This window comes from Collinsella aerofaciens (genome assembly GCF_015557435.1).
GTDB classification, from domain to species: domain Bacteria; phylum Actinomycetota; class Coriobacteriia; order Coriobacteriales; family Coriobacteriaceae; genus Collinsella; species Collinsella aerofaciens_Z.
The window spans coordinates 1-16,100 of the sequence record NZ_JADNOH010000008.1; the positions used below are offsets into that span (position 1 = coordinate 1).

General features: G+C 59.9%; 14 protein-coding genes and 1 riboswitch. Of the genes, 6 read left to right on the plus strand and 8 right to left on the minus strand.

All coding sequences use genetic code 11. From position 1 onward, the window contains the following. Nucleotides 1–104: 104 nt before the first annotated feature. Nucleotides 105–1,016, minus strand: coding sequence for a hypothetical protein (locus I2G43_RS00750; RefSeq protein ID WP_195534709.1), 912 nt, complete (start codon nucleotides 1,014–1,016; stop codon nucleotides 105–107). A 211-nt stretch (nucleotides 1,017–1,227) separates the two neighbouring features. Here I2G43_RS00750 and I2G43_RS00755 point away from each other — a divergent pair, with 211 nt between their 5' ends. Then, on the plus strand, nucleotides 1,228–1,638 hold the full coding sequence (locus I2G43_RS00755; RefSeq protein ID WP_195534710.1) for a peptide deformylase: 411 nt from the start codon (nucleotides 1,228–1,230) through the stop codon (nucleotides 1,636–1,638). A gap of 72 nt (nucleotides 1,639–1,710) precedes the next feature. Here the strand turns inward: I2G43_RS00755 and I2G43_RS00760 are convergent, their stop codons facing one another. Together I2G43_RS00760 and I2G43_RS00765 are read right to left on the minus strand one after the other, a co-directional pair. Next, nucleotides 1,711–3,192 (minus strand): aminotransferase class I/II-fold pyridoxal phosphate-dependent enzyme, encoded by a 1,482-nt coding sequence (locus tag I2G43_RS00760; protein ID WP_324249470.1) that lies wholly within the window; start codon nucleotides 3,190–3,192, stop codon nucleotides 1,711–1,713. 200 nt (nucleotides 3,193–3,392) lie between these two features. Then, entirely contained in the window at nucleotides 3,393–4,250 is an 858-nt protein-coding gene (locus tag I2G43_RS00765; protein ID WP_324249469.1) for a LysR family transcriptional regulator, read from the minus strand. Nucleotides 4,251–4,367: 117 nt separating this feature from the next. Between I2G43_RS00765 and I2G43_RS00770 the strand changes: the two genes are divergently transcribed. Together I2G43_RS00770 and I2G43_RS00775 are read left to right on the plus strand one after the other, a co-directional pair. After that, complete coding sequence (locus tag I2G43_RS00770) at nucleotides 4,368–5,279, plus strand: DMT family transporter (RefSeq protein WP_195534712.1); 912 nt, start codon at nucleotides 4,368–4,370, stop codon at nucleotides 5,277–5,279. Nucleotides 5,280–5,488: 209 nt separating this feature from the next. Further along, nucleotides 5,489–7,738 carry a KUP/HAK/KT family potassium transporter gene (locus I2G43_RS00775; protein WP_195534713.1) on the plus strand — a complete coding sequence of 750 codons (2,250 nt, stop codon included), beginning with the start codon at nucleotides 5,489–5,491 and terminating at the stop codon, nucleotides 7,736–7,738. An 82-nt stretch (nucleotides 7,739–7,820) separates the two neighbouring features. Here the strand turns inward: I2G43_RS00775 and bsh are convergent, their stop codons facing one another. Both bsh and I2G43_RS00785 read right to left on the minus strand, forming a co-directional pair. Further along, nucleotides 7,821–8,786 (minus strand): choloylglycine hydrolase, encoded by a 966-nt coding sequence (gene bsh / locus I2G43_RS00780; protein WP_195534714.1) that lies wholly within the window; start codon nucleotides 8,784–8,786, stop codon nucleotides 7,821–7,823. Nucleotides 8,787–9,031: 245 nt separating this feature from the next. Beyond that, entirely contained in the window at nucleotides 9,032–9,451 is a 420-nt protein-coding gene (locus I2G43_RS00785; protein WP_195534715.1) for a peptide deformylase, read from the minus strand. A 193-nt stretch (nucleotides 9,452–9,644) separates the two neighbouring features. Here I2G43_RS00785 and I2G43_RS00790 point away from each other — a divergent pair, with 193 nt between their 5' ends. Both I2G43_RS00790 and I2G43_RS00795 read left to right on the plus strand, forming a co-directional pair. Continuing rightward, entirely contained in the window at nucleotides 9,645–10,958 is a 1,314-nt protein-coding gene (locus I2G43_RS00790; RefSeq protein ID WP_195534716.1) for an NCS2 family permease, read from the plus strand. Between the two features lie 135 nt (nucleotides 10,959–11,093). Next, the gene (locus I2G43_RS00795; protein WP_195534717.1) at nucleotides 11,094–11,759 is read left to right on the plus strand and encodes an alpha/beta hydrolase; all 666 of its coding nucleotides are present in this window, start codon (nucleotides 11,094–11,096) and stop codon (nucleotides 11,757–11,759) included. Nucleotides 11,760–11,831: 72 nt separating this feature from the next. On the opposite strand, the gene I2G43_RS00800 is transcribed toward I2G43_RS00795, so the two are convergent. The 3 genes from I2G43_RS00800 to I2G43_RS00810 form a co-directional block, all read right to left on the minus strand. Further along, nucleotides 11,832–12,965 (minus strand): 5-methyltetrahydropteroyltriglutamate--homocysteine S-methyltransferase, encoded by a 1,134-nt coding sequence (locus I2G43_RS00800; RefSeq protein WP_195534718.1) that lies wholly within the window; start codon nucleotides 12,963–12,965, stop codon nucleotides 11,832–11,834. Nucleotides 12,966–13,116: 151 nt separating this feature from the next. Continuing rightward, nucleotides 13,117–14,013, minus strand: coding sequence for a LysR family transcriptional regulator (locus I2G43_RS00805; protein ID WP_195534719.1), 897 nt, complete (start codon nucleotides 14,011–14,013; stop codon nucleotides 13,117–13,119). Nucleotides 14,014–14,023: 10 nt separating this feature from the next. Further along, on the minus strand, nucleotides 14,024–14,932 hold the full coding sequence (locus I2G43_RS00810) for an HAD-IIB family hydrolase (protein WP_195534720.1): 909 nt from the start codon (nucleotides 14,930–14,932) through the stop codon (nucleotides 14,024–14,026). A 162-nt stretch (nucleotides 14,933–15,094) separates the two neighbouring features. Continuing rightward, nucleotides 15,095–15,205, plus strand: a riboswitch (TPP riboswitch). 51 nt (nucleotides 15,206–15,256) lie between these two features. On the opposite strand from I2G43_RS00810, the gene thiM reads away from it, so the two are divergent. Then, nucleotides 15,257–16,096 carry a hydroxyethylthiazole kinase gene (gene thiM / locus I2G43_RS00815; protein WP_195534721.1) on the plus strand — a complete coding sequence of 280 codons (840 nt, stop codon included), beginning with the start codon at nucleotides 15,257–15,259 and terminating at the stop codon, nucleotides 16,094–16,096. Nucleotides 16,097–16,100 lie beyond the last annotated feature (4 nt).

The window sequence follows — 16,100 nt, forward strand, 5'->3', positions numbered from 1 at the left end:
CGGCATAGACCTTCTGGTCATGCCGTCCTCTTTGAATGACAAGTTGTCGCTCTGGCGGGCGCGCAGCGTCAACTAGTTACGCGGTTCGTAGAACCGCGTAACCCCTAAAAACGGTTGCCGCGGAAGCCGCCGCCGTTGCGGCCGCCACGATCGCCACCGCGACCGCCACGGTCGTTGCCACGGTTGCCGCCGAAGCCACCACGGTTGCCACCGCGGTCGCCATAGCCACCACGGTTGCCGCCGAAGCCGCCACGACCGCCACGGTCGCCGCCACGGTCACCAAAGCCACCACGGCCGCCGCGATCGCCACCGCGACCGCCACGGTCGCCGCCACGGCCACCGCGATCGCCAAAGCCGCCACGACCGCCACGGTCGCCGCCACGGCCACCGCGATCGTCGCGACCGCCGCGAGGACCGCGGTCCTCGTCCAGGCCCATGGCGACGAGCGGGGCGATAACCTTATCGAGGGCAGCCATGAGCTCGGTGGCCTCCTCGTAAGAAAGCTCGGGCAGCAGCTTCTCCTTCTTGTTGGCAAGCTCGGTCAGGCCCTCGGCAGCATCCTCGGCAGCGAAGACGACGATCTTGCGCATGTCGCCCTCGGCGTCGTCGATGCGACCGACCAAGTCGGCAGCCTCGGCCTCGGCCATCAGGCCATCGAGCTCACGGAGGCGCATGCCCAGCAGGTCGGACATCTCCTTCTGCTCCATCTTGGGCTTGAGGTCAAGGAGCTTAATGGCACGCTCGATGTTCGCCATGCGCTCGGCCTTGGCCTCCTCCTCCTTGGAAATAGCAAAGCGACGGCTGCGCAGCAGGCGGGCGGCCTTCTGCATCTTGTCCATCAGCTCTTCGTCATCGTAATCAACGGCGGCCTCGACAACCTCGGCCTCCTCCTCGGCGGAAACCTCGTCAGCAGCCTCAACCTCGGCAGCTTCGGTCTCCACGGTCTCGACTGCCTCAACCTCGGCAGCCATGGTCTCGTTCTCGGTCTCGTTCATGATCTCTTCGTTCTCAGACATGAGACTCCTTCTTGGCCCTCTCGGGCATCATCGCCCCATTCGCGGGGCCCGTCGCGCACTCTTTTGCGCTTATAAATCATGCCTCTCGGCAAAACGTCCATTAGTTTATGGTGTCGTCCGTCAATCTAGCTGCAGAATCTATGTGCACACATTAATGCGACATGTCGCGGTATCATGGCTTAAATCAAACGCCCACCATAAGGAGCCCGCCATGATCAAACCCATCATGAAGTCCGAGTTCTTTTTACGCCTGCCCTCCGAGGACGCCGGCCCCGAAGATGCCGCGACCGGGCAGGATCTTCTGGACACGCTGCACGAACACGAGCATGAGTGCGTGGGACTTGCCGCCAACATGATCGGCGTACGCAAACGCATCATCTGCGTAAAGGACGGCAGCAAGTCGATGCTCATGTACAACCCGCAGATTCTTGAGCAGGTCAACGCCTACCAGACGAGCGAAGGATGCCTTTCGCTCGTCGGTGAGCGCCCTTGCACCCGCTATCGCCGCATTAAGGTGGAGTATCTGGACGAGAACTTCGTCCGCCGCATCAAGAACTTCTCGGGCTACACCGCCGAGATCATCCAACACGAAATCGACCACTGTTATGGAATAGTAATTTAGCGCCGATTCGAAAAAGCTCCCTGCAGCCAAGCAACTGCAGGGAGCTTTTCATAGTGCGGAGCTTCTATCCCATTAGCTCTGACGATAATGGTCGAAGAAGTCGGCGAGGTCTTCGAGAGACTCTTTGAGCACTTCCATGCGCGGCAGGTACACGATGCGGAAGTGGTCGGGCTCGGCCCAGTTAAAGCCGCCGCCGCGCGTGATCAGGATCTTCTTCTCGTGCAGCAGGTCAAGGGCAAACTGCTCGTCGTCGGTGATGTTGAACTTCTTCACATCCATCTTGGGGAAGATGTAGAACGCCGCGCGCGGTTTGACCACCGAGATGCCATCGATCTTGCTGAGTGCCTCGTACACAAAGTTACGCTGCTCGTAGACACGACCACCCGGGCGGATGTAGTCGTTAACCGACTGATGGCCGCCAAGCGCCGTCTGAACGATCGACTGAGCCGGGACGTTGGAGCACAGGCGCATGTTCGAAAGCATGTTGATGCCCATAATAAAGTCGCTCATGCAACGCTGGTTGCCCGAAAGCACCATCCAGCCAATACGATAGCCCGCGATCATGTGCGACTTGGACAGGCCGCTAAAGGTGACACAGGGCAGGTCGGGAGCGAGCGAAGCAATCGAGACGTGCTCGTAGCCGTCCATGCACAGACGGTCGTAGATCTCGTCGGCAAAAATCATCAGCTGATGCCTGCGCGCGATCTCGACGATGCCTTCGAGCACCTCGCGCGGATAGACCGAGCCCGTGGGGTTGTTGGGGTTGATGATGACGAGTGCCTTGGTCGCGCTCGTGATCTTGGACTCCATATCCTCCAGGTCGGGATACCAATCCGCCTGCTCATCGCACAGATAGTGCACGGGATGACCGCCGGCAAGGGTTGCGCACGCCGTCCACAGCGGATAGTCGGGGCTGGGGATCAAAATCTCGTCGCCATTGTCGAGCAGCGCGTGCATCGAAAGCTGAATGAGCTCGGACACGCCGTTGCCCGTGTAGATGTGCTCCATCTGAACGTTGGGCAGGCCCTTGATCTGCGAGTACTGCATAATCGCCTTGCGCGCAGAGAACAGGCCGCGCGAGTTGGAATAGCCTTCGCAGTCGGGCAGTTGCTGGCGCATGTCCTTAATGACCTCATCGGGCGTGCGGAAACCAAAAGGCGCCGGGTTGCCGATATTAAGCTTGAGGATGCGCTCGCCCTCGTCCTCCATGCGGGCAGCCTCGTCGACGACGGGGCCGCGCACGTCATACAGGACGTTATCGAGCTTGGTGGATTTAGAGAAAGTGCGCATGGTAGTGCTCCTTGCAATTTGAGCCGTGGGACTAGGTTCGGATTTGGCAACGTTATGGGACGAGGGCGTCTCGCCTTGGTCGGCGTCACCGGCGAGCAGCCAGGTAACATCGACCTCCAAAATACGGGCGAGCAGCTCTGCCACATCGCGCCGCGGGATCGTCTTGCCGCTCACATATTGGCTCATCTGACTCTTGCCGAGTTTTTTGCCGAGCATCTCCGATGCGCGGATCACGTCCGACTGGCGAACGTCGCGATCGGACATAGCCTGTCGCAGGCGATCGCTAAACGTTTCTTGGGCCACTAGAACCTCCTTGCTGGCAAAGTTCAATTTATAGAACACGAATTGAACCTGAGTTCAATTTAGGCAGCAGTATAGCGCGGCACATAGTACGAAAGTTCAATTTCACAAAGAAATGCTCCAAGTTCCAAGATTTGCTCCAGAGCAGATAACAGTGTGCACCATTAGAGGTATTTGAGAAAACGAGCCGCCGCAAGCGAAACGTCGGCCGTGCGATATATGGCATTGATTTGCCGATGAGGATGCCCCTCCAGCGGCCGGATAGCGACATCAAACTGACAGCGGCGCAAGATGAGTGCCGGAAGAACACTCACGCCCAATCCGTCCTCGACCATGGCCATGATCGCATAGTCATCCCAGGTCGACAGCTTAGAGTGCACCGTTAGGCCCGCACGGCGAAACAGCGGCGTAATCTCGTCGTCACTACCGCGTTCCAGCAGGATAAACTGCTCGTTGACCAAATCGGCAAGAGAAAGGGCCTCCGCGGCGGCAAGCGGAGAGCTCACTGGCACCACAGCCATCAGCTCGTCTTGCACCAACGGCCGCGACGTCATACCTACGCCGCGTGGCTCGCGCGGAATAAAGCCCAGGTCGCATCGGCCTTCCGCCACCCATTGCTCAATTTCGGAGTAGTCACCCATCAGCAGTTCGTAATCGACATCCGGGTGATCGGCGCGAAACCGTGCGATGACCGGTGGCAGCACATGGGTCGCCACACTCGAAAACGTACCGATACAGATTTTGCCGCGCATAAGCCCGCGCATCTCGTCCACACGTCGCTGCAGACGGCCAAACTCTTCGCACAACGCCTCGACCGCCGGCATGACCTGCCGCCCGTCGGCAGAAAGCACCACACCCTCGCGGCTGCGATCGAGCACCTTAAAACCCCAGTCGGCCTCAAGATCGCCCACCATACGGCTCACGCCCGACTGCGAATAGCTCAGGCGCTCAGCGGCGCGCGTAAAGCTGCCGGCACGCACGGTCTCGAGCAGTACTTGCATCTTTTGGATATTGGTCTCCACGGCACGCCCCGTCCTTGCATGAGTATTTGTCATGTCTCCTATGCATTATATTCGCTTTTCTTCTATTGCCCGCTACTCCATAGTGGACTTGCACGGATATAGAGGGGATGACAGTGTATGAACAACGGATTGCTTACATACTTAGCAGCATTGCTGCTGTTTGGCTCCAACGGCATCATCGCCGCTGCGATCGCGCTGCCGAGCTCCGATATCGTGCTCCTGCGAACGTTTTTGGGTGCGCTCTCACTCGTTATCATCCTCGTCGCTACGCAACGCCATAAGTTGCAGGCACCGTCTCGTCCCCGCGAAGCCGCAGCCCTTATCCTCTCGGGCGCCGCGCTGGGTGCCAGCTGGATATTCCTGTTCCGCGCCTACCAGACGATCGGCGTTGGCATCTCTTCGCTGCTGTATTACTGCGGCCCCATCATCGTTATGGCCCTCTCCCCGCTCATTTTTGGTGAGAAGCTGACCGGCAGTAAAATCACCGGCTTCATAGCCGTCGCCTGCGGTGCCTTCCTCATCGCGGCCCAAGGCCTCGGCGGCAATATGCCCATCGCAGGTATCGCGTGCGGCATCGCCTCGGCCTTCTGCTATGCGCTGATGGTCATCGCCAGCAAGGGGGCACCGCACATCGAGGGCCTCGAGAACTCCACCCTCCAGGTGAGCGCCGCCTTTGCGACCGCGCTGGTTCTCACGCTCATCACGCAAGGCGTCCCCTCGTTTTTCTCCCCCAGCATTGCCACCGGCATCGATTGGCGCGCCGTCGCCATGCTCGGTATCATCAACACCGGGCTCGGTTGCCTGCTCTACTTTAGCGCCGTCGCCAAACTGCCCGTACAGACCGTCGCCGTCGTCGGCTACCTCGAGCCGCTTTCGGCCGTCGTCTTCTCCGTCGCCCTTTTGGGCGAGGCCATGACGCCCATCCGTCTGATGGGAGCCGCGCTGATCATCGGCGGAGCGATCTTCTGCGAACTCGCCGGCAGACGCGCAAGCGCCAAGGGCAGCATCGCTCAGGCAGTGCGCGCCTAACAGCCCCTCTTCATGTTTCAAAGCAGGACGCGTCCGCGACTATCACGTTGCAGCAAATCGCCCAGCGAGTGTGTCCCTGTTTTGAAATGTCGCCCGTGCAGGCAGCTACTCCCCAGCTGGGGATTATTGTCTAAAACACTCCGATGTGCCAAACTGCTCTTATATGTATAAAGACGGCATAAAGGTTATCTGCCCTCGGCAGAAACCAGATGTCTAAGGGAGTCCACGTGGCACACAACAAACTGGAGACAAGTCTCCAAGACCAGCAGAGTCAGGGCGGGCACGGAGCCATCCCCCTCTCCGCTGGTATGCTGCTCGTTACGCTCGGCGTCGTCTACGGCGACATCGGCACGAGCCCCATGTACACCATGAAGTCAATCGTCGCCAACAACGGCGGCATCGGCACCGTCAGCGAGGACATGATCCTGGGCGCGCTTTCGCTCGTCATCTGGACCATGACGCTCGTGACCACGGTCAAGTACGTGGTAATCGCCATGAAGGCCGACAACCACAACGAAGGCGGCATCTTCGCCCTGTTCAGTCTCGTGCGCAAGGTGGCGCCATGGCTGATTCTCCCCGCCATGATCGGCGGCGCGGCGCTGCTCGCCGACGGCATCCTCACCCCCGCCGTCACGGTTACCACGGCCATCGAGGGCTTGCGCACTATCGAGTGGGGCCACGCGCTTTTGGGCGACGGCCAGACCAACGTCATCATCATCACCATCATCATTATCTGCGGCCTATTTGCCATGCAGCGCGCCGGTACCTCGTCGATCGGTAAGCTGTTCGGCCCGCTCATGACGCTGTGGTTCCTGTTCCTGGCAGGCGCCGGCCTGTTCAACATGCTCGGCAACCTGTCCATCTTGCGCGCGCTCAACCCCATCCGCGGCATCATGTTCCTGTTCTCGCCCATCAACCACTCGGGCATTATGGTGCTCGGCTTTGTCTTCCTGTCGACGACCGGTGCCGAGGCGCTCTATTCGGACATGGGCCACGTGGGCAAGGCCAACATCTACGCATCTTGGCCGTTCGTTAAGGCGGCCCTCATCCTCAACTATCTGGGCCAGGGAGCTTGGCTGCTTGCCAATAACTCCAACCCCCAGATGCTCGCGATGGATATCGTCAACCCGTTCTACATGATGCTTCCCGAGGCTCTGCGCCCCTTTGCCATCGTACTTTCGGCCGTGGCGGCCATCATCGCCTCGCAGGCGCTTATCACCGGCTCGTTCTCGCTGGTATCCGAGGCAACCCGCCTCAACCTCATGCCGCACCTGCGCATCCACTACCCCAGCGACACCAAGGGTCAGCTCTATATTCCGCTCGTCAACAACATCATGTGGGTCGGCTGCATCTTTATTGTGCTGCTGTTCCAAAACTCCGAGCGCATGGAGAGCGCCTACGGTCTCGCCATTACCGTGACCATGCTCATGACCACGACGCTTTTGACGAGCTACATCGCCGGCATCCTCAAGCACAAGCTGGGCGCTTGCGTCTTCGCCCTGCTCTTTGGCGCCATTGAGCTTTGCTTCTTCGCTTCGTGCCTCACCATGTTCTTTGACGGCGGCTATGTGATGATCTTTTTGGCCGCACTGCTGTTTGGCCTTATGTATGTGTGGCGCCGCGGTACCGCCATCGAGCGTACGCAGACGATTCTGCTGCCCGTCTCCAAGTACATCGACCAGCTCAATCGCCTGCGCAACGATGAGACCTACCCCGTACTCGCCGACAACCTGGTGTTCCTTACCAACAGCCCCGACCCGCTCACGCTCGACCGCGATGTGCTCTATTCCATCCTGGACAAGCACCCCAAGCGCGCCAAGGCATATTGGTTCATCAACGTGCACGTTACCGACGAGCCTTATACGCACGAGTATTCCGTCGAGACCTTTGGCACGGACTTCCTGTTCCGCGTGCGCTTGAACTTGGGCTTTAAGGTCAACCAGCGCGTCAACGCCTATCTGCGCCAGATCGTCGGTGACCTGATGGCTTCGGGAGAGCTGCCACCGCAGCACCACACCTACTCTATCTACGAGACGCGCGGCAACGTGGGTGACTTCCGCTTTTGCATGCTGCGCAAGATGCTCGCCCCCGAGACGGACATCAACCGCAACGACCACCGCGTCATGGCCATCAAGTATGCCGTCCGTCGCGCCTGCGGAAGCCCGGCACGTTGGTATGGTCTTGAGAACTCGGCAATCATCATCGAGTACGTGCCGCTCTTTGCCCGCATGCGTCCGGCAGTCAAGCTGGTACGCACCCAGGTTCCGCTCGAGGTTCAGGTCGAGGAGGCCGAGGAAATGGAAGTCGATATCTTCTCGGACGACCTGGTCAACGGCAACGAGGCCGGCAAGAGCATGAATGTCGACCCCACCGAGCAGCTCGAAAGCGTCGCCGACACGCCCGAACAGCAGCAGCTCGACGGTCTCGAGAGCACCCAGCTCAACGACGCCAACTTCTAAAACACCGTCAGCTATCAACGATAACGGCCCTGCATCTCGCCACGAGATGCAGGGCCGTTTTGCGTTGCATCGGACCGGAAGACTACGAGCGTCGCGGCTCGGGAGCCACGAGCTTATCGGGGCTCGCGCCCTCGGCATCCATCAGGCTCACGTAGCGAATCGACGGGTCATCGTACGTTGCGTAATAGTAATTGCCCGTACGTGCGCTAAAGCATCCGGTGTAGATAGTCTTCTCGAACTTGCCATCACCCATCTTGGACGCACCCTCGATCATCGCCACGCCCTCGAGCGTGCGGAACATGCGAATGACGTTCTCGGCCTCGCTGTCTTTTTGTGGGTAATTGGCGTTAAGGTACGCCGCCTTTACAAAACGGCTCGGCGAATAGCAGTCACCGGGAATGCCGCGCATGCCGGCGCCGGCGCCATAGGGCTTGAGCTCGGCGCCGCGCCACGTTGCCGTCTGCGGAAAATCGTTCGTGGCGGTGATGTAGGTACGCAGGTTTTCCATGTGCCACGGGAAGGTCGGCTGGTTGGCAAGGGTGTCGACCGGGTCATCGTACACATGCAGGCCGTCGGCCATCATCTCGACCACAATGCTACGCTGGCCATCGCCGATAATCCAGTGGAGCAGCGATACGCCCAGCCCCTCGCCGGCAGACTTGGCGACAATCACCGTGTCGCGCAGCGCGGCCTCGACCTCATCGACCGTCGAGAACGTCGCCGCCACCCATAGGGGAAACTCGTAGGCCGCGATATTGGTCTTGCCCTCGACAGGGCCCTCGGCATACTCGGCATAGCCGGGAAAGTTAAGTCCCGCCACGGCCAGTCCCGCATCGTTACCGCAGTCGAAATACATAGGGTAGTTCTTGTAATCAATACACATACCGATTACCGCGTGCGCGGCCGTCGCGTCATCCATAAACGAATACGGAATGTGGAACCCGCGCGGCATCACGCGGACCTGCTGGCCATAGCCAAAACTCCAGTCGAGGTTGCGACCCAAATACATATGGCCGGAATTATCGGTAAATCGAATGCTCGTGCACATAGCGCCTCCTAGCTAAACGTTCTTGCTAGGTTCATTGTCACCAAACAACAGGGCGCTAAACAAAGAAGCCCGGACATGACAACAATGTCACGCCCGGGCTTATACAAGCAAGATAAACTCAACCAAGTCAACCCCGCAGGTCGTCTAAGGGGTCAAAGTGCCGCAGATTGCCACGAAAAAGGAGCGAAGCGTACTTAAGGTACGCGAGCGACGATTGAGCGGCAAGGTGCGGTGCTTTGGTCCCCTTAGACCAACTTTCCTAGACAATGGTCGATCATATGTTGGACCATCTGTGCCTCGAAGCCGACAAAGTCTTGCTTGCGCTCGCGCATCTTGCCGTCGACGATCACGTCAAAGGCGACCTTGCACTTGATGTAGCGCGTGGACTTGGTGATCTCCTCGTGCGTCAGGCAGCTCTCCTCCATCTTGCTGGCGCCCAGGCCAAACACCAGACGGGGGTTGTAGAGCACATGGGGCTCGCCGGCATCGTCCAGGTAGACGCAGACCTTCTTGGTGATGCCGATCTGGTTGGCGGCAAGGCAGCCGGCATCGTCGAGCGACTTGATGGTATCGATCAGATCTTGAGCCACCGACTCATCCTCGACGGTCGCGACCTCGCAACGCTGGGACAGAATAGCCTCGTCGTGGCAGAGCTCTTTAATCATACGTTCCTCCATAGGGGTCGTTGTAACGGCTTAAGTATACGGTACCTACACATTTTCATACGGAAAATACCGCCCGTCTGCTACATTGCGCCGAACATCAACATGTGGGGAACGCCAATCTTACAAAGGCGATATAGTAGGTGAGTTCGTGTCAATCGGCCTAAACTCGGGGCCGAACAAGGAAAGGGTATGCATGGACGAACTTTTTCACGTCAGTGAGCGCAAGTCCACAATCGGAACCGAACTTCGCGCTGGACTGACAACATTCCTGGCGATGGCCTACATCATCGCCGTCAACCCCGCGGTACTCTCGGGCGCCGGCATCGATACGGGAGCGCTCGCCTGCGCCACCTGCCTGGGCGCTGGCATCATGACCATCTGCATGGGCATCTTCGCCAACCGCCCCCTCGCCTGCGCGTCGGGTCTGGGAATCAACGCCATGATCGCGGGCATCACCACCACCATGTGCGGCGGTGACTGGCACGTGGCCATGAGCGTTATCTTCCTCGAGGGTGTCGTCATCTTGCTGCTCGTCCTTTGTGGCCTGCGCGAGGCCATCATGGACGCCATCCCCGTCGTCCTGCGCCACGCCATCTCGGTTGGCCTGGGCCTGTTCATCGCCATGATCGGCCTGTGCGACGCCGGTATCATCACCGCTGGCGCCGGTACGCTCGTCGGCCTGGGCGACATCACCTCCCCCACCTTTATCGTCGGCATCATCTCCATCATCGTGACGGTTGCCCTGGCTTCCCGCAACGTGCCGGGCTCGTTGCTCATCGGCATCATCGTCGCCGTTATCGCCGGTATCCCGCTGGGCGTTACCCACGCCCCCGAGGGCCTCATCGCCCCGCTCAACTTCTCGACCTTTGGCGCTCCGTTTGCCAGCACCGCCGACGGCAATCTTGCCATCGTGAAGGTCCTGACCGACCCGATGCTGCTCGTCGTTGCCTTCTCGCTGCTCATGAGCGACTTCTTCGACACCATGGGCACCGCCATGGCCGTCGCCAAGCAGGGCGAGTTCCTGACCGAGGACGGCAATGTCGAGGATATCCGCCCCATCCTGGTCGTTGACTCCGTGGCCGCCGCTGCCGGTGGCTTTATGGGCGTCTCCTCCATCACCACCTTCGTCGAGTCCACCTCTGGCGCCGCCGACGGTGGCCGCACGGGCCTCACCTCCGTCACTACCGGCGTGCTGTTTATCCTCGCCGCATTCTTCTCCCCCGTCGTCTCCATCGTTTCCAGCGCCGCCACCTGCGGCGCCCTGGTCTACGTTGGCTACCTCATGATGAGCGAGGCCTCCGAGATCGACTGGTCTGATGTCTCGCAGGGCTTCCCGGCGTTTATGATCGTCGCGGGCGTGCCCTTCACCTACTCCATCTCCGCCGGCATCGGCCTGGGCTTCATCGCCTACGTGGTCGTCGCGCTCTTTAAGGGCAAGGCTTCCAAGATCAAGCCGCTCATGTGGATCGCTGCCCTCGCCTTCCTCGTCTACTTCTTCGTGGCGTAGCGGCAAGGACGCTAAAGTAAAACAACAAGGCGCGGAGCCGCTCGATGCGGCTCCGCGCCTTTCTTTTGACGGTCAGTTGCACGCTGACGTGCGACAATCGTGGCATCGATGTCACCACGTTGAGAGAAGTTTGCCATGGAAACGCACCAAAAGCGGATTACTGTTTATTCAGGACATACGGAAGGTGCACCCGTTATCTACCTCCCCGTGGTTATGGGCGACGGCAGTGATGTCTATGTCCGCTGCCAAGAGCTCGACTGTCCGCCGTTTACGCTCGTTGCCATTGGCGGGCTCGATTGGAATCGCGAGCTGAGCCCCTGGGCATGCGATGGAACTGTACGCGATGCCGAGCCTTTCGGCGGTCAGGCTGCCGGTTTTCTTGATGAGTTGCTGAGCCAGATTATACCGCAGGCCGAGTCATCGCTTCCCCAGCCGCCCGTCTGGCGCGGCATTGCCGGCTACTCGCTCGCAGGCCTTTTCGCGCTTTGGGCCCTCTGGCAAACCGACGCCTTTGACCGCGCCGCGAGCGCATCGGGGTCGCTGTGGTTTCCCCACTTTGTCGATCGTGCCAGCACGGAGCCGTTTGTCAGCAACCCGCAAGCCGTCTACCTGTCGCTCGGTAAAAAGGAAACCAAGACGCCCAACCGCATGATGGGACACGTGCTCGACGACACGCGCGCGATGGAAAAGTTACTCGTCGAGCGTGGCATTCCAACAACGTTGGGACTCAACCCCGGCAATCATTTTGCGCAAACCGATTTGCGCATGGCGCTCGGCATCCACTGGATACTGACGCATTAAAATAGCCGCCACGAGCATGGGTCCCGTGGCGGCTCTCAATTAAACCGACGCCGTCAACCGCGTTGTCGACGCCTACTTCCAATCGCGCTCGGCAATGCGCTTGACCAGCGCAATCTTTGCCCATTGTTCGTCTTCGGTCAGCTTGTTGCCAATCTCGCAGCTCGCAAAGCCGCACTGGGGCGACAGGTACAGATTCTCGAGCGGCACATACTTTGCTGCCTCGTGAATACGCTCAACAATGGCATCCTCGTCCTCAAGCTCGGCGGCTTTGGTGGTCACCAGGCCCAACACAACCTTCTTGCCAGGAGCAACGTACTTGAGAGGCTCAAAACCACCGGCGCGGGGCGTGTCAAACTCCAGATAGAACGCATCGACATCCTCGTGCGCGAACAGGAACGGTGCAATGGGGTCATAGCCACCCTCGAAGGCATACGTGGAGTGGTAATTACCACGGCACACGTGCGTGTTAATGACCAGGTCATCAGGCTTTCCCTCGATAGCCGCATTGTTGAGCGCCACGCCCAGCTCGCTCACCTTTTGCAGATCGACCTCACTCATACCAGTTTTGGCGACAAAATCGGTATCGCAGTAGATACCCCAGGTGCAGTCATCGAACTGGATGTTGCGGCAGCCCGCAGCGTACAGGTCGGCAATCACGGTGCGATAGGCAGCCGCGATGGCATCGACGAGTTCCTCGTCGGTCTTATAGACGGCGCGCAGGCTCTCCTGCTGGCCGTCGCAGCGATCGAGCGTGACCTCGGAGAACGTCTGGATCGGTGCCGGAATGGTCTGGCGCGCGACCTGGCCCTCGCCCTCAAGCGCTTTGACAAACTTAAAGTGCGCAACGAACGGGTGGTTCTCGCCGCTGATGGGGCCGGTCACCACAGCGGTATCGGCCGTGGTCTCCTCGTCGTGGAACATATAACCGGTACGCGAGGTACGGCGCTCAATGCCGTTGAGCCCCCACATAAAATCGAGGTGCCAGTAGCTGCGACGAAACTCGCCATCGGTGATAACCTGCAGGCCGGCGGCCTTCTGCTTGGCCACCAAGTCGCGAATGGCCTCGTCCTCAACGGCCTTAAGACCGGCGTCATCGAGCGCACCCGCGGCGTAGGCGGCGCGGGCATCCTTTACGGTCTGCGGACGAAGAAAGCTGCCGACGATATCGGCGCGAAACGGCGCGTTTAGCTGGGTCGAAGTGCTCATAGGTGTCTCCCTTTTGAGGTTGGTTGCTTTACCGAGACAGAGTATGAGCGTCCTTGCCGTCATCGTAAAATATGCGTTTATTACTGTTTGTCATAGAAATTATCTATATGGCAAACGCCAGGCGCGCGTCCCCGCGCACGATCAGCACCAGCTAAATATGCTGGCGGATTGCATCGATATAGGCCTGACCGTAGCGCGTGAGCGTTGTGTTCTTGCGCGTGATGATGCCAATCTCCATGTACTCGTCCACATCGAGCGGAATCGAGGTAATGCCGGGGCCGTTGAGCTCGTGGCTGATCACGCCCGAGCATACCGTGTAGCCGTTGAGGCCCATGGCCAGGTTGAACAGCGTCGCGCGGTCGCGCACGCGAATGTTCTTGCGGCGCTCAAACGTCGAGGTCAGTTCCTCGGAATAGTAAAACGAGTTGTAGCTGCCCTGCTCGTAGGACAGGAACGGGTAGTCTTCCAAGTCCTCAAGCGTCACGCTGGAGCGGCCCGCCAGCGGGTGGTCGGCGCACACGAAAACATGCGGCGTGGCGCAGAAGAGCCCTTCGAATACGAGCTCATTGGCCGCCAGCATACGCTCGATAACCTCGCGATTGTGCTCGGACAGGTACAGGATGCCCAGCTCGCTTTTCATGTGTGCGATATCCTCGATAATCTCGTGGGTCTGCTCCTCGCGCAGGGTAAAGTCGTAGCGCGCGGCATCGAACTCGCGAATCACGTCGACAAACGCATTGACGGCAAAGGAATAATGCTGGCAGCTCACGCTAAAATGCGGCACCTGCTCAGACGCACCTTTGTATTTGTCCTCGAGCAGATCGGCCTGGTCGAGGACCTGGCGCGCGTAGCCCAAAAAGGTCTCACCCTCCTCGGACACGATAACGCCCTTGTTGGTGCGCTCAAAGATGTGCACGCCCATCTCGTTTTCGAGGTCACGAATCGACGCGGTGATCGAGGGCTGCGACACAAAGAGGCGGCGCGAGGCCTCGGTAATGCTACCGCACTCGGCAACCTTCACAACATATCTGAGCTGCTGGAGCTTCATAGTGACCTCCCTAGGCGTTCGCGACGTGCGGACCCGCCGCATCTGTCTGACGCATAAACGGCGGCATCTCCCCCGTTGCGGCACAGGCAGCAATCTGGTGCAAAGCTGCGGCAACCGCATCGTCTGCCGCAGCGCCGATATGCCAGCGCGCGGCAGCCGTGACAGCCTCGTTGGCATTGGCGACCGCAACGGAGTTGGGAACGGCATCGATCATGGGCAAATCGTTATCGGAATCGCCGAACACGGCCACCTCGTCGGGCGTCAGGCCCAGGGCGCGTGCCAGCTCCAGCGCAGCGCAGCCCTTGTCCCAACCAGCCGGAAGAATGTCGAACAGGCGCACGCGGTTATTGGGGAACACAAGCGAGAGCTCCGGCACCTCGGCAGCAACGCGCTCACATAGCTCGGCGAGCTCCTCACGCGAGCGGGCGCTCCAGATATTCGCCTTGTATACCGGGGCATCATCGACAACAGGGCGGCACGGGGCCTCTTCGCCCTTGAGCCACGCGTTGCCACCCGACTCCATGGCACGACGCACGCGCTCGGGGTCGCGCGTTACGCAATAGGCATCGTTGTCCCAAAAGTCATCACCCAGGCTGTAGACCTTTAGATACGTATCGTCGGTCTCTTGCTCAAGGTAGTCGGCCAGGCGCATCAGGGCGTCGTTGTCGGTTGCGCGCGATGCGACCACCTCGCCGTCGACAAACATCACCTGCCCGTTGCAAAAGGCGCCGGTCGAAAAGCACTCGGAGCGATTGCGAAACATCCAGCCCATCGCGGACGGTTGACGGCCCGAAACCGGGCCAAAGTGCAGGCCCGCCGCCTGCATGGCGTGAATGCCTTCGATTGCATAGTCGCTGGCGCCGTCTTGCCCAGCCGGAATCAGCGTATCGTCCATATCGGTCAGCACAAGTTTGATCATAAGGTCCCCTCGGTCATTCTCATCCCGTCTATTGTACCGACCTGCCAAAAAGGGACAGGTTTATTTTGGCAGGTTTTATCTGGGAAAACGCATCACCCCGGTTAGCACCTGCCAAAATAAACCTGACCCTTTTTGGCAGGTGCGCTAGTATAGGGGACAACAGATTCGATGCGGGAGTGCCGGCGGTGCAAACCACAAGGCTGAGAGGGCAATGGGCCCAATCCTTTGAACCTGTCAGTTAATGCTGGCGTAGGGAGCATGCCGCCTTTACAGGGGCGCTGTCTATGCACAGCGCCCCTTTTCTATGCCAAGGAGGCATGTGCAGTGATTGATTCGGAACAGCTTAAGCAACAAGTGGTCAAGGCCGTGGACGAGATTCGCGCCACCAACCCGATGGCAGGCTCCATCACCAACACGGTGACGATTGACTTTGTCGCCAACGCGCAGCTCGCCGTGGGAGGTTCGGCCGCCATGGTCTATCTGCCCGACGAGGGCGAGGCGCTCGTTGCCGGCGGCGGCGCCATCTATCTCAACATGGGCACGCTCTTCCCCATCTACGAGCAGACGATTCCCCGCGCGGCCAAGGCGGCACACGATGCCGGCAAGCCCTGGGTGCTCGACCCGGTGGGCCTGGGCATCGGCAGCCTGCGTACTCAGCTGGTAAACGAGCTCAAGCGGTACAAGCCCGCCATCGTGCGCGGCAACGCTTCCGAGATTATCGCGCTCGCCGGCCTGTGGGGCCTTGAGGGCGAGGCGGCCGATCTGAGCCGTGTACGAGGCGTCGACACGACCGATACGGTTGACGCCGCCCGCGATGCCGCCGTGGCACTCGCCCGCTACACCGGTGGCGCCGTGGTGGTCTCGGGCGAGGTCGATCTGATCACCGACGGCACGACCGTGGCGAAGTCACACGGCGGCAGCCCGCTCATGTCCAAGATCACCGGCTGCGGCTGCTCGCAGGGCGGCGTGCTGGCCGTATATGCCTGCGCCGCCGATCCGTTTACGGCAGCCGTCTGCGGCACCGCCGTCTACAACGTGGCCGGCACGCGTGCCGCCGCCGTCGCCGATGCCCCGGCAAGCTTTAAGGTCGCCTTTATCGACGAGCTCTACCGTGCAACTGCCCAGGACATCGCCGACAACCAGCTCGAGCTCGAGGAGGCATAGGGGC